Origin of the sequence: Bradyrhizobium sp. HKCCYLRH3099 (genome assembly GCF_051167855.1) — a bacterium.
Classification (GTDB): Bacteria; Pseudomonadota; Alphaproteobacteria; order Rhizobiales; family Xanthobacteraceae; genus Bradyrhizobium.
The window spans coordinates 180,573-198,251 of the sequence record NZ_JBNPTW010000009.1; the positions used below are offsets into that span (position 1 = coordinate 180,573).

General features: G+C 66.2%; 14 protein-coding genes. 5 read left to right on the forward strand and 9 right to left on the reverse strand.

Features of this window, described 5'->3' with window-relative positions; all coding sequences use genetic code 11:
• Positions 1 to 95: 95 nt before the first annotated feature.
• The 3 genes from ACQR1Y_RS19240 to ACQR1Y_RS19250 form a co-directional block, all read right to left on the reverse strand.
• Complete coding sequence (locus ACQR1Y_RS19240; protein WP_434877698.1) at positions 96 to 1,502, reverse strand: adenylate/guanylate cyclase domain-containing protein; 1,407 nt, start codon at positions 1,500 to 1,502, stop codon at positions 96 to 98.
• Between the two features lie 52 nt (positions 1,503 to 1,554).
• On the reverse strand, positions 1,555 to 2,952 hold the full coding sequence (locus ACQR1Y_RS19245) for a cytochrome P450 (protein WP_434877697.1): 1,398 nt from the start codon (positions 2,950 to 2,952) through the stop codon (positions 1,555 to 1,557).
• 155 nt (positions 2,953 to 3,107) lie between these two features.
• Positions 3,108 to 4,478 carry a hydrolase gene (locus ACQR1Y_RS19250; protein WP_434877696.1) on the reverse strand — a complete coding sequence of 457 codons (1,371 nt, stop codon included), beginning with the start codon at positions 4,476 to 4,478 and terminating at the stop codon, positions 3,108 to 3,110.
• A 174-nt stretch (positions 4,479 to 4,652) separates the two neighbouring features.
• On the opposite strand from ACQR1Y_RS19250, the gene ACQR1Y_RS19255 reads away from it, so the two are divergent.
• Positions 4,653 to 6,335 (forward strand): MFS transporter, encoded by a 1,683-nt coding sequence (locus tag ACQR1Y_RS19255; RefSeq protein WP_434877695.1) that lies wholly within the window; start codon positions 4,653 to 4,655, stop codon positions 6,333 to 6,335.
• Positions 6,336 to 6,570: 235 nt separating this feature from the next.
• Here the strand turns inward: ACQR1Y_RS19255 and ACQR1Y_RS19260 are convergent, their stop codons facing one another.
• Together ACQR1Y_RS19260 and ACQR1Y_RS19265 are read right to left on the reverse strand one after the other, a co-directional pair.
• On the reverse strand, positions 6,571 to 6,786 hold the full coding sequence (locus ACQR1Y_RS19260) for a cysteine rich repeat-containing protein (protein ID WP_434857873.1): 216 nt from the start codon (positions 6,784 to 6,786) through the stop codon (positions 6,571 to 6,573).
• A gap of 115 nt (positions 6,787 to 6,901) precedes the next feature.
• Positions 6,902 to 7,192, reverse strand: a complete 291-nt coding sequence (locus ACQR1Y_RS19265; RefSeq protein WP_434857872.1) for a hypothetical protein — start codon at positions 7,190 to 7,192, stop codon at positions 6,902 to 6,904.
• 329 nt (positions 7,193 to 7,521) lie between these two features.
• On the opposite strand from ACQR1Y_RS19265, the gene ACQR1Y_RS19270 reads away from it, so the two are divergent.
• Entirely contained in the window at positions 7,522 to 8,562 is a 1,041-nt protein-coding gene (locus ACQR1Y_RS19270; RefSeq protein ID WP_434857871.1) for a polysaccharide deacetylase family protein, read from the forward strand.
• Between the two features lie 151 nt (positions 8,563 to 8,713).
• Here the strand turns inward: ACQR1Y_RS19270 and ACQR1Y_RS19275 are convergent, their stop codons facing one another.
• Both ACQR1Y_RS19275 and ACQR1Y_RS19280 read right to left on the reverse strand, forming a co-directional pair.
• A complete protein-coding gene (locus ACQR1Y_RS19275; RefSeq protein ID WP_434877694.1) occupies positions 8,714 to 9,142 on the reverse strand; it encodes a hypothetical protein in 429 nt (142 codons plus the stop codon).
• 64 nt (positions 9,143 to 9,206) lie between these two features.
• On the reverse strand, positions 9,207 to 9,641 hold the full coding sequence (locus tag ACQR1Y_RS19280; protein ID WP_434877693.1) for a hypothetical protein: 435 nt from the start codon (positions 9,639 to 9,641) through the stop codon (positions 9,207 to 9,209).
• Positions 9,642 to 10,083: 442 nt separating this feature from the next.
• On the opposite strand from ACQR1Y_RS19280, the gene ACQR1Y_RS19285 reads away from it, so the two are divergent.
• Entirely contained in the window at positions 10,084 to 10,653 is a 570-nt protein-coding gene (locus ACQR1Y_RS19285; RefSeq protein WP_434877692.1) for a hypothetical protein, read from the forward strand.
• Positions 10,654 to 10,687: 34 nt separating this feature from the next.
• Here ACQR1Y_RS19285 and ACQR1Y_RS19290 read toward each other — a convergent pair whose 3' ends face one another.
• Positions 10,688 to 12,097: a GSCFA domain-containing protein gene (locus ACQR1Y_RS19290; RefSeq protein WP_434857867.1), complete on the reverse strand. Its 1,410-nt coding sequence runs from the start codon at positions 12,095 to 12,097 to the stop codon at positions 10,688 to 10,690.
• 830 nt (positions 12,098 to 12,927) lie between these two features.
• Between ACQR1Y_RS19290 and ACQR1Y_RS19295 the strand changes: the two genes are divergently transcribed.
• Positions 12,928 to 13,326, forward strand: coding sequence for a hypothetical protein (locus tag ACQR1Y_RS19295; protein ID WP_434877691.1), 399 nt, complete (start codon positions 12,928 to 12,930; stop codon positions 13,324 to 13,326).
• Positions 13,323 to 16,493 (forward strand): tetratricopeptide repeat protein, encoded by a 3,171-nt coding sequence (locus ACQR1Y_RS19300; RefSeq protein WP_434877690.1) that lies wholly within the window; start codon positions 13,323 to 13,325, stop codon positions 16,491 to 16,493. Before ACQR1Y_RS19295 ends, ACQR1Y_RS19300 begins: the two co-directional genes overlap by 4 nt.
• 114 nt (positions 16,494 to 16,607) lie before the next feature.
• Here the strand turns inward: ACQR1Y_RS19300 and ACQR1Y_RS19305 are convergent, their stop codons facing one another.
• Positions 16,608 to 17,417 carry a hypothetical protein gene (locus tag ACQR1Y_RS19305; protein ID WP_434877689.1) on the reverse strand — a complete coding sequence of 270 codons (810 nt, stop codon included), beginning with the start codon at positions 17,415 to 17,417 and terminating at the stop codon, positions 16,608 to 16,610.
• Between the last annotated feature and the right edge of the window lie 262 nt (positions 17,418 to 17,679).

A 17,679-nucleotide genomic window follows, 5' to 3' on the forward strand; every position in this document is an offset into this window, starting at 1 on the left:
CCGCGGATCGTCCTGCTGACGCCTGTTATATGCAAACGCCGCCGGTCTCGGACAATCCATCCGGGCCCGGCCGCGGCATGACATTTCGGTAAGCGTTACGGTATTTCGTAGACCATCATCCGGTCGGCGATCCCGCGCAGCGCCGCCTGTTTCTGGATGGGGGCGATGTTCGCCGTGCTCAGAATGTCGGCGACGCCAGGGCTCTGGATGACCGGTGCGGTGATGTGGATCTCCTGCGCCGTCGACAGGCTCTGCACGCGCGCGGCGATGTTGACGGTCTGTCCGAAATAGTCCTGACGGTCGTTGAGCATCACCGCCAGGCAGGGCCCTTCGTGGATGCCGATCTTCACCACGAGATCCTCGGTGCCGCGCTCGGCATTGAGCCGCTGCATCGCGTGGCGCATCCGCAGGCCCGCGGCCAGCGCATGCTCCGGCTTGATGAAGGTGGCCATGACGGCGTCGCCGATGGTCTTCACGACCGCGCCCTTCTCGGCATTGATGATCTCGAGCAGGATGCGGAAATGCGCGCGCACCAGGTCGAACGCGGCGAGATCGCCGACGCGCTCATACAACGCGGTCGAGCTCTTGAGGTCGGTGAACAGGAAGGTCAGCGAGGTGATCTTCAGCCGCTGGTCGATGTTGAGATTGTCGGCCTTGAACACGTCGCGGAAGGTCTGGTTCGACAGCATCCGCTTGGCGGTGAGGAACGGCTTGCGCCGGCCGATCAGGTGATGCAGCGCATCGGCCGCGACCATGATGGTCGGCAAGGTCCGCACCCGGGCCTTGTTGTCGAGCGCGAGCTGCAGCGGGCCGGGCCGCAGCACCGTGGTCTGCACCGCGCTGTGTCCGCCTTCATACTTGATGGCGAGCTGCTGCACCTCGTCAGTCGGGTCGCCCTGCACGTCGATGAAATGCGCGGCATGCGTGACCGGCTCGAACAGGATGATGAATTGCGGCGGCAGCGTCAGCGTGACGGTGGTGTGGTCGCCGGCCGCGAGCTCGCGCGTGTCGATCACCACCTCGTTTGACAATGCCGCCATCGCGGCGTCGTCGAATTCGACGCCGGAGCTCCAGAACACCTGCTTGAAATAGTCCCAGACCGGCAGCGCATGCGGGTCGTGCGCGGCGATCCGCCTGACGCGCGGGCTCACCGTGAAGGCGGCCTCGACCTGCTGGTCGACGGTCGCCTCATAGCCGCAGGCGCACAGCCCGCATTGATACTCGTCCGAGCGGAGTGATTTCAGCGTGCCGTGCGCGTCGAGCACGCCGCCGCAGCCGGGGCACAGCACGTTCCAGGTCAGGTCGAACAGGCCGGCCCGCGCGGCATGGATGAAGCCGGAGATCGCGCGCTCCTCGTCGAGGCCGGTCCGGGCCGCGAAGTCGAGCACGTTGATCCGGTTGAGCTCGTGGTCGGCCCCTTCCGCGATCAGCCGCGCGATCGCGTCCGACACGGCCGGGTCGGCAGCGTCGTGGGAGGCGGAAAACGGCATGGCCGCGGTCATGGACATTCCGATCAGGTAGTCAAAGATGGACCGGAATACCAGATGACGGCGCTCACCGCGGCGTGATTCGGAACAGCGGCGAGCGGTCGGGCTGCGTCGTCACCACGCCGACCGGCATCACCGGCGCGCGGTCGACCAGCTCGATCCTGAAGGCGCCGACCAGGCGCGCCAGCGCCAGCACTGCCTCGACCAGGGCGAAATGAGCGCCGATGCAGACCCGCGCACCGGCCCCGAACGGCAGGTAGGCGAAGCGCTCCAGCGGCGGTGCGCCGGGCATGAAGCGCTCCGGCTTGAAGGCATTGGGCGCGTCCCACAGCTTCTCGTGCCGGTGCAGCAGCCAGGGCGAGATCAGCACCACGTCGCCGCGCTTGACCGAAAACGACGCAAGGCGGTCCGGTCCGCTGGCGGCGCGGGCGATCAGGAACGCCGGCGGATACAGCCGCAGCGTCTCGTCGATCACCGCGCGCGTGAACGGCAGTTGCTCGGGACTGCCGAGATCGGCCGCCGCGCGCACCTCCTGCGCGAGCCTGTCCTGATTGGCCGGGTCGAGGGCGATCAGGTACAGCGCCCAGAACAGCGCCGTCGCGGTGGTCTCGTGTCCGGCGAGGATCATGGTCGCGACCTCGTCGGCGAGCTGCGCGTCGGTGAAGGCCGCTCCGGTCTCGGGATCGCGCGCGGCCCCCATCAGGTCGAACAGATCGCGCGGCGGCGCATCCTCCAGCTTTCCGGCGGCGCGGCGCTCGGCCATCAGCATGCCGATGAAATCGGTCCAGCGCCTGCGGAACTTTCGGCGGGCGAAGTCGCGCGGGGTCGGCCAGGACACCGGCAGCACGATGTCCAGGAGATGCGGGCTGGCGAGCCGCATGCCGTACTCATAGACGAAGTCGCGCAAGGTGGCGCCGTGGCGGCCCATCTCGAACGAGAACATCGTTCGGCCGGCGATGTCGAGCGTCATGCGCTGCATGACCTCGCGCAAATCGACCGGCTGCCCGCATTGCTGCCGCAGCCGCGCGACCGTCTCGTCGGTCACCGCCACCATGTGCGGCACGAGGCCGGAGACGGCGCGCGGCGTGAACGCCGGCGCGAGCGTGCGGCGCTGATGCTTCCAGGCCTTGCCCTCGGCAATCAGCAGACCGTCGCCGAGCACCGGTTGCAGCACGCGGATCGCGCCGGCGGTGCGCGTGTAGTTCTCCCAATTGTCGACCAGCACATGCTTGATGGTCTCGGGCGTGTTGAGGATGTAGCTGGAGCTGCCGAGGAAACGGCCGCGGACGATCTCGTCCTCATAGGCGCGCTGGCTCCAGGTCGAGATGGCGTTCTGGCCCATCATCAGCACCCGCCGCAGCGTGCCCATGCTGTCGGGCGCGCGTGGCGGCATCGGCGGGATCAGCGGCCCCCGGGAATGCGGCACCCGTGCCTGCGGCAGATAGTGGATCTCGGCAGTGCTCATTCACTCCTCACAAGATCGCTCCCATGAGCGCCCGTCGACCCAAACTATCGCACCGACGAGCGCGACATCTTCACGTCATCGCGCTCGTCGCGTGAGCTGGGACGCGCAAGCGCACCCCCTCGGGTGTCCTGTGACGTACCATCATACTCCAGCAACTAATCAGTCAGCTCGATCAGCGCAATCCTGCCCTCCGATGCTGGCCAAAGCCGGGCGGCGATGCGTTCCTGGTTGAACAGCCCGATGACGCTGCGCCCGATGTCTCCGGCCGGCAGCCGCAACGTCGTCGCGGCATCGGTCGGCACGCCCTTCTGTACGTCGCCCGGTTCCTTGCCGTCGAGCAGCACGATGTCGCGGGGCAGGCCGAAATAGCCGCGCGGACGTGACATGATCACGATCGCGCCAGCACCGGCATCGGCTTGGCCGAGCGGCCGCGCGGCGCGCAGATGCACCACGTCGGACGAGCGCGGGAACGGCGAGCGGTAGAAATGTGTGACCGGCGCGCCCGGCGACGTCAGCACGATCTCGATGAACGACGTCGGATCGATCTCCGCCGGGCCCCAGCGCCCGTCGGCGCCGGTCTGGCCGCGATAGACCGGCTCGCCGTTGCGCGCGCCGGTCTCGCCTGAGACGCGGTAGACTTCCACGCTGGCGCCGGCAACGGGGCGGTTGGTCGGTGCGCCGCCTGGCGTGCCCGTGACGAGGCCGCTGATCCGCACCTCGCGCTCCGGCTGGACCGCGATGACCGACGGCTCGCGGCCGGCAATGAATTTGTAGATCTCGCGGAACGCGCGCGGATGGAACGCGACCTCGCGATGGTCGAGCGCGCCGAGCACGAGATTGGTCGCGCCTTTCAGCGCCGGGCCTTCCGCGGTGATCCCGGTGGGGACGCCCGGCTTGCCCACGAGCCGGCCGTCGGCCTGCGCGTATTTGTCCAGCCCGTCGCTGCGCAAGGTCAGGAAGGCGGTGCCTGGGGTAACCTCGCTGTCACCTGAATTGAGAGCGCGCAGGAACGGACCTCGGCCGTTGAACTCGCTGCCGGGACTGTCCTCCCAGTCGAACACGCCATGATTGGGCGTGCCGCACAGCACGGCATGACTGACGTCGGCGCCGCCGCCGTTCTTGATGACGTTGCGGATCGCGTAGCCGCCGCGCGAGCTGCCCACCAGCGCCACGCGCGGTGCGCCCGTGCGCTCCTTCAGCGCCTTGATGGCCTCGGCCAGTTCGCGGCGCTGGTCGTCGGTGGACGACCGGTTCGGCTGCGCCACCGCGTCGTCGTTGCGGGCCAGCGGATCGGTGAAGTTGAGGGCGGCAAGCCGCGACCGCGGCACGCCGTTGGACTCCATCCGCCACAAGGTCGTGAGCCACAGCGCGGCATGATCGCCGTTGCCGTGGACGAACAGGATCGGAGGAATGTCGCCGGTCGATGGCGCGGTCGTCGTCTGTGCGGCGGCGGAGAGCGGCAGGCCGCTGGCGAGCAGGGGCAGGGTTCCCATGCCCTGCAGAATGTTGCGGCGCGTCAGTTTCATGGGCGATCTCCCCTTGTCTCATTCATCTTGTGTTGGTTGGCCGCGATCCATGATGCGATCGTCTGCGCACTGGACGCGGCTGACCTTCGCAGGCATCACATTCGTCCGGCTGGAATCAAGCGATAGTTCAATGCGATCTTCTGCCCTGCGATCTGGCGACCTGGACGGACCGGCATGAATGCGCCGCAGAAACGCGAGCTGTTCGCCGCGGAGAGCATCGCCGCACCGCTGAAGCACACGGTGTTCCGCCGGATCTGGCTGGCGAGCCTGCTGTCGAATCTGGGACTGCTGATCCAGGCCGTCGGCGCCGCCTGGGCGATGACGCAGATGACGTCGTCGGCCGACAAGGTGGCGCTGGTGCAGACCGCGCTGATGCTGCCCGTCATGTTCATTTCGATGCCGGCCGGCGCGGTCGCCGACATGTACGACCGCCGCATCGTCGCGCTGGCGTCCCTGCTCGTGGCCCTCGGCGGCGCGACGACTCTGACCGTGCTGGCCTGGCTCGGCATGGTCACGCCCGAGCGCCTGCTCGTGCTGTGCTTCGTGATCGGCAGCGGCATGGCGCTGATGGGGCCGGCCTGGCAATCCTCGGTCAGCGAGCAGGTGCCGCCGGAAACCTTGCCGGCGGCCGTGGCGCTCAACGGCATCAGCTACAACATCGCGCGCAGCTTCGGCCCGGCGATCGGCGGCGTCGTGGTCGCGGCTGCGGGGGCGGTGGCCGCGTTCGCGGCCAATGCGCTGCTGTACCTGCCATTGCTGGTGGCCCTGTTCATGTGGCGCCGCGTGGTCGAGCCGAGCCGGCTGCCGCGCGAGCCGCTGAACCGCGCCATCGTCTCCGGCGTACGCTACATCATCCATTCGCCATCGATCCGCATCGTGCTGATCCGCACGCTGGTGACCGGCATCATCGGCGGCTCGATCTCGGCGCTGATGCCGCTGGTCGCGCGCGACCTGCTGCATGGCGGTGCGCAGACCTACGGCATCATGCTCGGCGCGTTCGGCATGGGCGCCGTGATCGGCGCGCTCAATATCGGCGAGGTCAGGAAGCGGCTGTCGGGCGAGGCGGCGATCCGCGTTTGCGCGCTCACCTTGGGAGCGACCACGGCGGCCGTGGCGCTCAGCACCGAGCCGGTGCTCACGGCCGCAGCGCTCGTCGTCGCCGGCGCGGTGTGGATGCTCGCGGTCGCGCTGTTCAACATCGGCGTGCAGCTGTCGGCGCCGCGCTGGGTCGCGGGCCGCGCGCTGGCCGCGTTCCAGGCGGCGATCTCTGGCGGCATCGCCATCGGCAGCTGGGGCTGGGGCCGCCTCACCGACGCCGCCGGCGTCGAGGTCGCGCTGCTGGTGTCCGGCGGATTGATGATCGCCTCACCGCTGCTCGGCCTGTGGCTGCGGATGCCGCCGATCGGCGCCCGCAACGAGGACGGCGAGACCTTGGCCGATCCCGAGGTGCAGCTCGAGCTGACGCCGCGCTCAGGCCCGCTGGTGGTCGAGATCGAGTACCGCGTCGCCGAGGACAATGCCCGCGCCTTCCACGATCTGATGCAGGACGTGCAGCTCAGCCGTCAGCGCAACGGCGCCTATGGCTGGTCGATCGCGCGCGACATCGCCGATCCCGAACTCTGGACCGAGCGCTATCACTGCCCGACCTGGATCGACTATCTGCGCCAGCGCAACCGCTCGACCCGCGCCGAGCGCGAGCTGCACAAGCGCGCCATCGATTTCCACATCGGCCCCGATCCGGTCCGCATCCGCCGCATGCTGGAGCGTCCGTTCGGCTCCGTGCGCGCCAAGGACGACATCGACCGCACGCCCGAGACTGCGCCTGCGGTGGCGAGCGCAGCGCGGAGCGGGCCTTAAGCGGCTCATTCGCTCAAGCAAACCGCTTCCGAGTCATTCCGGGGCAATCGTCAACGCGCGGCTGCGCGGTGACGATTGAACCCGGAATCTCAAGCTGAGGAGCAGGGTGCAAGACAATCTCGGGATTCCGGGTTCAAGGCCTGCGGCCTTGCCCCGGAATGACGAGCCTCCGGAGACGACAAAAAAAACTTCGGCCATCCGCTCGACGACCGAAATGATTACGCCAAATCAGGACTCACTGCCCGTGATCGGTCAGCACCTTGTCGCAGGCCTTCGACAGCTTGGCGCGGTGCTCCTTGAGGCAGGCGAGCACGGCCTGGTCGCCATTGTTCATCACCGCCCGGCAATGCCGCGATACGTCGCGGGCGCAGGCATCCTGGCCGGGCTGCTGCTGGGCGGAGGCCGCCGATGCGAGCAGGAGAAAGGGGATGACCACCAAGACTTTGTTCATGACTGACGCCTCGCTCCCGGCATTGAAGGTTCGGCGGCGCTTTTAGTGGCCGCAACCGGGCCTCGCAAGCACCTCGACCGCAGCCGGGGCGCGCAAGGGGAGCCAGAGCCCGTGATCACTGGCTGTCGCTGACTTCGGCGATCTTGCCGCTGCGCTGCTTTAAGACTTCCTTGTCGAGCACGGTGCGGCAGCCAGAGCTGAGCGAGGAGCGGTTCTTGATCATGCAGGCGGTGACTGCCGGGATGTTGGGGATTTCGCTACTGCACAGGCGGAAGGCGTCGCCGGTGCACATCTGCTGCGCCTCGGCGCTGAAGGCGAAGCTTTCGGTGGTGGTGAAGGTTGCGACGGCGGCGACGCTGACGGCGGCCAGAACGGCCTTGCGCAGCAGAGTGAAGGACTTCGTCATGGCTGGCTCCCATTGGCTCCGCGTCATTGCGGGCCCCGTGTTTCGATGCGCTCATCATGGCCGGATGCCGCGTTAGCAACCGTGATGCGGGTCACGCCAGATCGGCCTGCGCAACCCGGATCGGCCATTTCGGCAGGGCGGCCGCCCGCGGCGACATGTCGCTCCGGTGAACACCCGAGAGCGTCGGCGATCGTCCTGCAAATCTTGGTCGATCCTGGCCGTGTTGGCACCGCGTTAAGGTTTCGTTGGCACTAATGGAAGCTAATCGAGGTGGTTGGACGGTGTTCTTGTCCGCCACCGTCTGTCTCGCGTTTTCGGGAAGAGTAACCATGCGTAATGCGTTAGGCTTGCTGCTGGCCACCGTCGTCGCGGCATTGGCGATCACCGGTGTGTGGTACTATGTGTCGAAGCCGAGCGCCGCGAAAGCCGCCGCGCAGAGCGCATCGATCAAGCCGGCCGAGCCGGCGTCCTCCCCATCCTCGACCAGGCTCGCCGCCAAGGCCGACGTCGAGTTCACCGGCACCGTGCCGGCCCGACCCGCAACGCCGCCGCCGGCGCCCAGCTTGCCGAAATCGACCTGCGCCAATCCGGATGCGCTCGGCGTCTCCCGCACCGTCGTGGTCGACACGACAGGCGGTCCGGGCTTCGGCCTCGACCACTTCAAGCAGTTCGACTTCCTCGCCGACCGCGAGGTCGTGCTGACCTTCGACGACGGCCCGTGGCCGGTCAACACGCCGGCCGTGCTGAAGGCGCTGGCCGACGAATGCACCACCGGCATCTTCTTCACCATCGGCAAGCACGCGACCTATCATCCGGAGATCCTGCGCCAGGTGCAGGCGGCCGGTCACGTCGTCGGCGTGCACACCTGGTCGCACGTCAATCTCAACGGCAAGAAGATGACCGATCAGACCGCGAAGGACGAGTTGGAGAAGGGCATCAGCGCTGTGAAGTTCGCGCTTGGCGGCACCAATCCCGCGCCGTTCTTCCGCTTCCCGCAGCTGCAGCACCGTCCGTCCGCCGTGGCCTATCTCGGCACCCGCAACGTCGCGATGTTCTCCTGCGACGTCGACAGCTTCGACTTCCGCTCCAAGGATGCCGACCAGGTCGTGAACACGGTCATGACCGGGCTCGACAAGAAGGGCAAGGGCATCATCCTGATGCACGACTTCCAGAAGAACACGGCGCTGGCGCTGCCGACCCTGCTGCGGCGGCTCAAGGCCGGCGGCTACAAGGTCGTCGCGATGAAGCCGAAGGGCACGCTCGACACGCTGCCGGAATATGACGCCATGGTCGGCCAGGATCCGAAGCTGCCGACCACCATGACCAATGCGCGCCCGATCTCCAGCGTGATCCAGACCGTCCAGCAGTGATGCCCCGCTGCCCGTGAGTGACGGCAAAGGCCGGGCGATTGCCCGGCCTTTTTCGTTGCACGCGTGTTTGCCTGAAAATCACGCCGCGCCTTCTTCTATCGGCCTGGCAACCTGCAGCGGATGCCGTCGATGCCGCCGCGAACCGGGCCGGCTATTTGCAGGTCGGTTCGATCGTCCAGGACCAGGTCACAGTCGAGCGCGCCGAGGGAATCAACGCCTGGGACATGCCGACATCCTTGCCGCCGCGCTTCGGCGCTTTGCCATCGACGCACAGCCACCAGAACGGTGATCCCAGACCACCATTGGTCACCAGGGGCGTGCCCTCGGCAATCACGAGTGCATTTCCGAGGCCGGGATACCAGGCGGTGACGTACTTGATCCCGGCGCCCTGCATGGCCTGCTCGACCGTGATGCCGGGCCGCCATTTGGCTGGATGGCTCACCGGCGGCTGGCCCGGGATGTTGAAGGTCAGCGCAACAGTCTGGGCGGCGGCGCCAATTGTCGTCGCCGCAAGAATTGCAGTGGCAAGCAGGGCCGTTCGGAACATCATGTTTCCCCATATGGCGGTAATATGGGCCAAAAGCTAGCTCAGGTTGAACGGCTGTCAACCGGGCTCGATGCCGAACGAAGCTCTCGCTGTCCGCTCACCAATAGATGCCGTGGCGGTGCAACTCGCGGACGATGCGGGCCTCCGTCCAGCTCCTGGTCCGCGGCTTGCTGCTGCGGGCGGAGCGCTGGGACTTCTGCGGCTTCTGCACCGAGCTTGTCGACGCTGCAGGCGCGGTCGCTGTGGCCGTCGCCGGCTGCGGTGTCGCGGCGGTGGTCGCTGGAGCGGCTGGCGCGGGCGCCGCCGCGGGTGCAGCAGCGGCCGTCGCTTGGGTGGCGGGCTGCGCCGGAACGGTCGCGACGGCCGGGACCGGTGCGGCTGTCACGGTGACTTGGCCGGCCTGCTGCACATAGCTGGGTCGCGGCGTCGGGGCGGCGTCGCTGGACGACAGCGACAGGCTGCGGGTGCCCTCGGCCATGGCGGCGGTGGCGGACATCAGGACCATGGCACCGGTCAGGATCATCTTGCGCATCGTGAAAGCTCCCCTTGTTGGCTGCGAGGAGGTTTAGACGTCCCGGCGATCCCCCGATGTGATGCTCGTCACACTGGGTGGGACAATTCCAGATCGTACGCGGGCGCTCCACACGCCCTCGCGGATCGGCACACCGCTTTTCTCAGAACCTTTTGTCGATGACCGCGACTTCAGTTCAGGGCGATGAGGAGCTCAGGGACGCGCCCGACGATCATCCGAACATCGTTGATTGCAGCATGTGCGGGCGCTCGCACTGCAATCCCAGACCATCGGCGTTTGTTACCAAAATACCGCCATGCGGAGGTGTTCCATCCTCGTGGAACGACCCAAGGTTGAGGTATGATCGTATGCATATGTACTTTTCGTTGGTGCTGTTCAGAAGGTTCGCCGAATCCGATAGGGAAAGTGGTCGATTCGGGGGAAGGGCTGGCGCATGCGCCGAATGATCTCAGCACTGCTCATAACGGCCGCCATGCTGCTCGCCGGCCAGCAGCAGAGCCTCGCCCAGGCGGGCGAGAATGACGTCGAGGAAATCTACATCGCGCGCTCCGTACGCCGTGGGCGGGTCGTGCCGTCGGATTTCTGCGCGCCGACCAAGACCGGTTTTGCTCCGGCGCTCGAGGACCAATTGTCCATTCACAGCGTGAACGTGCAGCCGAGCGATGGCCGGATGACCGGCAGCAACGACAAGAGCATCGGCGACATGCGGGTGTGTATTGGCCAGGCGATGGACCCGACCGTGCTCGGCACCTACACCGAAGGCCAGCTCAACGGCATCCCCTTCACCGGGCTGGGCGACTGCCGTCTGGTGCGCGGCAACCAGCCCGAGGATGGCCTGCTCACGCACCGCTGCTTCCTGGTGCTGACGGGATTGCCGGAGCCATATGTGGGGGGCTTCATGGTCTCCAGCTCACTATATTCGCGGACCCCGTTCGGGCCCGACAGTTCGCCGCCGGGCTATGCCCAGGCCAGCTTCCTGATCTTCCGTCTCTGGAAGAAACGGCTGCCCTGAGGCAGCCGATCTGAATTGCTCTCCGTGACCGTGCTCAGGCCGGCGAGAAGGTCTGCACGAAGGCGCGGACGGTCGCCGACACCTTGTCCTCCGAGACGTGCCAGGCGGCGCCGTCATCGGCGGCGAAGAAGCTGGAGGCATTCGAGCCGCCCCAGCGGAAAACCTCGAACGAGGGCCAGTACCAGATGTCCTCGAGCTCCGAATTGTTGACGATCTCGTGCGCGACCAGCCGCATCGTGCTCTTCGACAGGCAGTCGGCCTGCACCACCGATTCATATTCGAAAGAGGTGAGCAGCGGCACCGGCGACACGGTGACGATCACCTTGATGCCGGGCCGCACGCTCCTGACGAAGTCGATCAGATAGCGCACGTTGTCGACATTCTCCTGCACGCTGGCGGTGCGGAATTTGTACTTCTCGGCCAGCGCCCGTGAGTTGAGCGCGCTCGGCCTGGGGAGCACGAAGGCGCCGGTCTCGCGGTCGAAGAACGCGGCGGCGACGCCGAGCGTCAGGATGAAGACGTCGGCCTGCTTGATGACGGCGAGCGTATTCTCCTGGCTCGATCCCGGCGGCAGCAGCTCGACGATGCGCTCACGGATCTCCGGATCGATCTTGGCGCCGCGCAGCCAGTCGACGAACACGCGGTTGGCGAAGGTCGTGTTGATGTACTCCGAGATCTCCATGTGATGGCTGTTGTAGCCGCTGTCATTGAGGCTCTTGGAGAGGTTGCGCGCGAAGCACGAGCCCATGGTGAAGAAGCGCGTGCTCTTGTCGAGAAACTTTGGCGCGGCCGCGAGATTCACGGCGATGTGGTTGGTGATCAGCGTTTGCAGATCGCCGAGGAAGTCCTTCGTCTCCGGATAGCGCCCGACCTTGGCGCGGGCCTTGACCTCCTTGGTCTTGCCCTTCTTGGCATTGGAGCGCGCGAGCTCCAGCGTCTCGCGATTGGCCGGCGTGTCATAGGCGGGGTTGAGCTTGATCGCCTTCTCCAGCGCGGTGACCGCTTCCTCGAATTCGTTGCCCTGGGTCAGGATCTCGCTGAGCGAGAAGTAGTCCGCCGCCTCGTTGGAGGCGGGCGCGAGCTTGCGGAACAGCTCCATCGAGCGGGAGAACGGGCCGACATGGCTGCAGCGCACCGCGGCGCTGCGGATCAGGTGCAGATTGCCCTCGGTGGCCTGCTCGAAGATCTGCGGGTTCTCGTCGAGGATCGCCAGCATCATGTCGCGCGCCTCGGCGCGCTTCTTGTGCGAGCCGTCGTCGATCAGCTGCGCATAGATGAAGCGCGCGTTGATGTCCTTGGGGTCGAGCTCGAGCAGTTTCTGGAAGGCGAGCTGCGCGCTGACGTAATCCTTGTCCTCGATATATTTGTAGGCGAGCGTCCGGATCTGGCCGACGATGGACTGGTACTGGCTGTGATTGTCGAGGGCAGTGGCTGTCGTGCTCATGTCGAAGGGCTCGCCTTGTGTCTCGTTGCGTCGATCCGGCCTGCCGGCCGTCGGAGCCTGGCATCGCCGCCTACCCGGTCAAATCGTCACGCGCGCAGGCATCACACGCCGCGCATTCCGTTTCGACCATGACCCTTGTACTGATCGTCCGCGGCCTGGCCGTTGACGTACGCCGAGCACAGCCGGCATTGCGGATATCGAACGTAAAAACACGGGTCCGAAGCGCCGCCTGAGCGGGAACTTTCCCCGCAGCTCGCGCCCGACGATGGCGCGATTTGGGTTAAGCAATTCTTAACCGGGGAACGAAGCGGGGAGTGCGGAAAAGGCGGACGACACCGGCTGCTGCACATGAGTGCGCCCCGCTATAGGCGCATCGTTTTGACGAACCTCGCGAATCTCCGCGCTATTTTCAAAAGTTCGGGTGCAGTGGAGCTACTGCGCGCGACCATGAAAGGTCGTAAAGTGCCGTTTCGCCATAGGTGTCGCGGAGCCAGACACCACGATCTTGCTGCAGGAAGCCGATGGCATTGAGAGGTCCTGGCCACGGCAGACGGGCCCGTTGCACGACCGTCCCGTCGCTCATGGGGTAATTATGGTGCACTAATTGGCTACAGCGTCTGCGCGAGCTAAATGCACTGTCGCTGTAACTCCTGAAGAAGGTGGGGCTGGAGTAGTTCAACTTCGAGCGGGCGGGGCCGCGTCTCCCCTGGGCATTACGGGACAGTCCAGCACTGCCAGCGCATTTCCGAACGGCTCAACACGCCTTGATTGTAGTGTCAGAACCAGTCAACAATGCCTGCGCATGGATTTCGGACCGTCGGGAGGCGACAATGGATCCGGCTACTCTTGCAGGCGCGGCGATCGCAGCATCACTGCCCTACCTGATCTCGCTTGGAAAGGAAGCCGCCAAGGGTGCGGCCGGCGCCGCGGGCAAATCCGTCTGGGAGTGGCTGAAGGGCAGACTCGGGTCCGATTCGAAGGATGTCCAGGACCTCGAAAAGGACCCGGATGATCAGGACAACCAGGAGGTGCTGGAAGCCGCGCTGAAAAAATATCTGCGCAGGAACGAGGGCGAGGTCGCGGCGCTGGCGTCGCTGTTGCAGCAGACTGGCCATCTAACGGTCACGGGCGATGTGACGGCGACGCAAGGCGCGGCTGCCGGGCGCGACATGGTCGGCAACACCATCACGATCTCCGTCAACGACCCGAAGCCGAAGAGCGGGCGGTGACGGGACGGCTGCGTCGCGGAGCAAGCACTGGCGGCGCAGGCGCTAGCAGCGTCCAGGCGCACCATGGCGTCGCCGCCGGCCGTGACATCCGCGACAACGTCATCCATGTCGGCCTCGACGCGGAGGCGACCGGCCGCCTGATCCGCGAGGCCGTGCATCCGACCTTGCGGCTCACGCGGTTCGAGGCCCGTGCCGAGCGGGCGCGACAGACCGACTCGGACGCCGTCCTGCTCAGCGCCTATCGCACCGACGTCGTTCAAATGCTCGGGCGCGACGCCGTGATGGCGGACCTGCGGGCCTGGGCCGACAGCAAGCAGGACATCTCGATCCGGGTCGTCACCGGCGCGGGCGGACGGGGCAAGACGCGGCTGGCGCTGGAGCTCGCCCGCACCCTCGGCGGTCAGGGCTGGCTCGCGGGCTTCGTCACCGACAGCGAGCTCGATCGGTTTCGCGGCCAGGCCAGGGTTGCCGAATGGGTCTGGAATGCGCCGACGCTGGTGGTCGTCGATTACGCCGCCAAACGTGCGGCGCAGTTGCGTGGCTGGATTGACGACCTCGTCGATGCGAGAAGCGAATTCCCGCTGCGGCTGCTGTTGCTGGAGCGCCAGGCGCAACGTGAGATCGGCTGGCTCGCCGATATGGTCGGGCTCGGGCAAAATGAAAGCTCTCGTGCGGCGCAATCGCTGCTCGATCCGCCGGAGCCGGTCGAGCTTGCCGAAATCGACGACACGGTTTTTCGCCGCGAGATCTTCACGACCGTCCTCAGCCGTCGGCGCAAGGATCTGCCGGTGCCACTGCCAGGCGCCGATCCGGAATTCGACCGGCTGCTGATGCAAGAGAAATGGGCCGGCAATCCGCTGTTCCTGATGATGGCGGGGCTGGTCGCGGCCGAGGCCGGGGTCCACGAAGCGCTGGCGCGCCGCCGCACCGATCTCGCGGCCATCATCGCGCAGCGCGAGCTCGACCGCATCGGCGGCATTGCGGCTGGCCGCGGCGTCGATGCCGCCGATCAGAGCTCTCCTGGCTTCGCGGCCCGGCACATGGCCGTGATGGCGACGCTCGCCCAGGGACTTGCCCTGACCGACGCCCGCACCCTTGCCACCGAGGAGCTCTCAGCGCTCGGGTCGGGCGCCAGCATTGACGGCATTATGGCGGCGCTGCGGGATGCGCTGCCGCCAGATGACGGCTCCAACCCTGAGATCGCGTCCATCATCCCGGACATCGTCGGCGAGGCAACGATCCTGATCTGGCTCGGCAGCGGAGGAACGCTGGAGGCGCGCGGCGTCGACGTGATGCGCTCGCTCCGCCGCCTGGCGGCATCCTATGCGCAGGTCAGCGCGACCCTGATGCGGACCGCGCAGGATTTCGCGGCGACCGGGCGCGAGGAGCCGGTGCGCTGGCTCTATGCGATCGTGCAGGACGCCGAGGCGGACCTCGGCGCACTGATGCAGATCGCCGGCCAGTTGCCTGACCAAACATTGGCGCTCCGGGAGCTGGCCGCCGACCTGACCCGGCTCATCGTCAGCCGGCTGAGATCCCAGGCCGCCGATCGGGAACGCGAGACCGCGGCCTTCGGACGGATCGGGCAACTCCTGTCCTGGATCGGGCATGCGTTGATCGGCAGCCGGCCGCCGCTCCGAGACAGCGCAATTCCGTCGATCGGTCGACTTGCGGCTGGCCTGAACAATCTCGGCCTCCGCCTCTCCAACCTCGGGCGGCGCGAGGAAGCGCTGACCGCGAACCAGGAGGCCGTCGACATCTATCGGCGTCTGGCGCAAAGCCGGCCCGACGCCTTCCTGCCCGATCTCGCGATGAGCCTGAACAACACCGGAGCCATGCTCTCCAACCTCGGGCGACGCGAGGAGGCGCTGGCCGCGAGCCAGGAGGCCGTCGAGATCTATCGGCGTCTGGCGCAAAGCCGGCCCGACGCCTTCCTTCCCGATCTCGCTGGCAGCCTGAACAATCTCGGCATCCGCCTCTCCAACCTCGGGCGGCACGAGGAGGCGCTGTTCGCGAGCCAGGAGGCCGTCGACATCTATCGGCGTCTGGCGCAAAGCCGGCCCGACGCTTTCCTGCCCGATCTCGCGATGAGCCTGAACAATCTCGGCAATCGCCTCTCCGACCTCGGGCGGCGCGAGGAGGCGCTGGCCGCGAGCCAGGAGGCCGTCGACATCTATCGGCGTCTGGCGCAAAGCCGGCCCGACGCCTTCCTGCCCGATCTCGCGATGAGCCTGAACAATCTCGGCAACCGCCTCTCCGCCCTCGGGCGGCGCGAGGAGGCGCTGGCGGCGAGCCGGGAGGCCGTCGACATCCGAAGGCGTCTGGCGCAAAGCCGGCCCGACGCCTTCCTGCCCAATCTCGCGAGCAGCCTGAACAACACCGGAAATATGCTCTCCAATCTCGGGCGGCACGAGGAGGCGATGGCCGCGAGCCAGGAGGCCGTCGACATCTATCGGCGTCTGGCGCAAAGCCGGCCCGACGCTTTCCTGCCCGATCTCGCGAGCAGCCTGAACAATCTCGGCGGCTGCCTCTCCAATCTCGGGCGGCACGAGGAGGCGCTGGTCGCGAGCCAGGAGTCCGTCGATATCCGAAGGCGTCTGGCGCAAGGCCGGCCCGACGCCTTCCTGCCCAATCTCGCGATGGGCCTGAACAATCTCGGCAACAGCTTCTCCAACCTCGGCCGGCGCGAGGAGGCGCTGGCCGCGAGCCAGGAGGCCGTCGACATCTATCGGCGTCTGGCGCAAAGCCGGTCCGACGCCTTCCTGCCCGATCTCGCGATCAGCCTCAACAACACAGGAAATATGCTCTCCAATCTCGGGCGGCACGAGGAGGCGCTGGTCGCGAGCCAGGAGTCCGTCGATATCCGAAGGCGTCTGGCGCAAGGCCGGCCCGACGCCTTTCTGCCTGATCTCGCGACGAGTGTCAGCGTCCTTTCCGATATCCTGGCTGCCCTCGAGCGTTACGACGACGCGGCGCAGGCGGCGCACGAGGCGCTGAGATTGCTGTTGCCCTATGTCCAGCGCTATCCCGCGACCTATCGCGGATTGGCCCGCACGATCCTGGCCGATATCGAGCGCTATGGCAATGCGGCCGGAACAGCACCTGACAGATCCCTGATCGCGCAGGCAGCGCGACTGATCTCCCCGGACGGACGACAAGGCAAGTAACAGCGCAATGCCCTTGGCGAAGGATCTCGCCTGTCAACTGCTTCGATCGAACGTCGCGCTGATCGCCGCGGCCGGCATCGGCACATTCGCAGGCCTGGGAGCTACGCCGCTGAGCTACTCGTACGCATGCCCCATTTTCCGCGCGCGCTGACGCCATCCGTCTCGTGCGTCCGTGTTGAGGAACGGCACGGTGGCGGACTGCTCATCGGCCGGCAGCTGGTCGTGCGTCCACCGCGGCTCCAGATCGGATTCTGGACGCAGGATGAGATAACGGAATGGCTCGATGTAGGAATGCCACTCACCCGTCCAGGATCGCCCGAACGCGATATGACAACGCTTCAGTGCAATCGTGTTCTCTGGATTCGCCCCTTTGGTCTTAATCAGGCCTTCGAACCGCACCGGTGGGCGGATGGCATCGAAGAAGTGCGATGCCCACCCAAGCTTCGGCTTGCTCGCCAACCAATAGTCGGGCCAATTCGTCATGCCGATGGCATAGGTCTGGAGCCTGTCGGGTACCGCATACGACGACAATCTTCCCGCCGGCATGCAGTGGCCAGCTCGAAGCAGATCCAGTCGCAGGCAATCCTTCGCCAGATCATAAGGGAAAGCAGGCGGATCATTCGGCACGCGACGATTGAGACTCACGGGCACGTATTTCAATTCGATCGCGACCATTCCTTTTTCGTCATGCCGACCGACGAGATCGATCTCGATCCTGCCTTTGTTCACCAGGGTCCCGGTCTCGTACTGCTCTTCGTTTTCGTTGCCGTAGCGCCACGTCCAGCCATCCGATCCAGTCATCCGTTCGAGCCTGCGACCAAGAGCGATCTGGAACTCCTGTTCGCCATGTCTCGAGCTTTCGAGCCCGAAGATGGCTCCGGCTTCGGCCAGCGTTCGCATGGCATCCACCAATGTCTGGTACATGTCCCCCTCATGGGCTGCGCGCTCAAGCAAGGCTGCAAAGACAAATCAGGTAGCAAGCGTAGCAGATTGCCTGCGGCCCGTGATTGGCGCTCGATGAATCGCTTCGAGTTACGGTGACGCTGCATATTTCTCGCCGTGCCGCCCGCGAGCCAGATCAGCCTCGACATCGAGTTGATGGCGGCCAAACGGAATGACCGACGGTGTATACGGCAAGTGAGCGGGTCGCGAATTCCGAATACCAGAAATTTTGTTGACGCCGCCC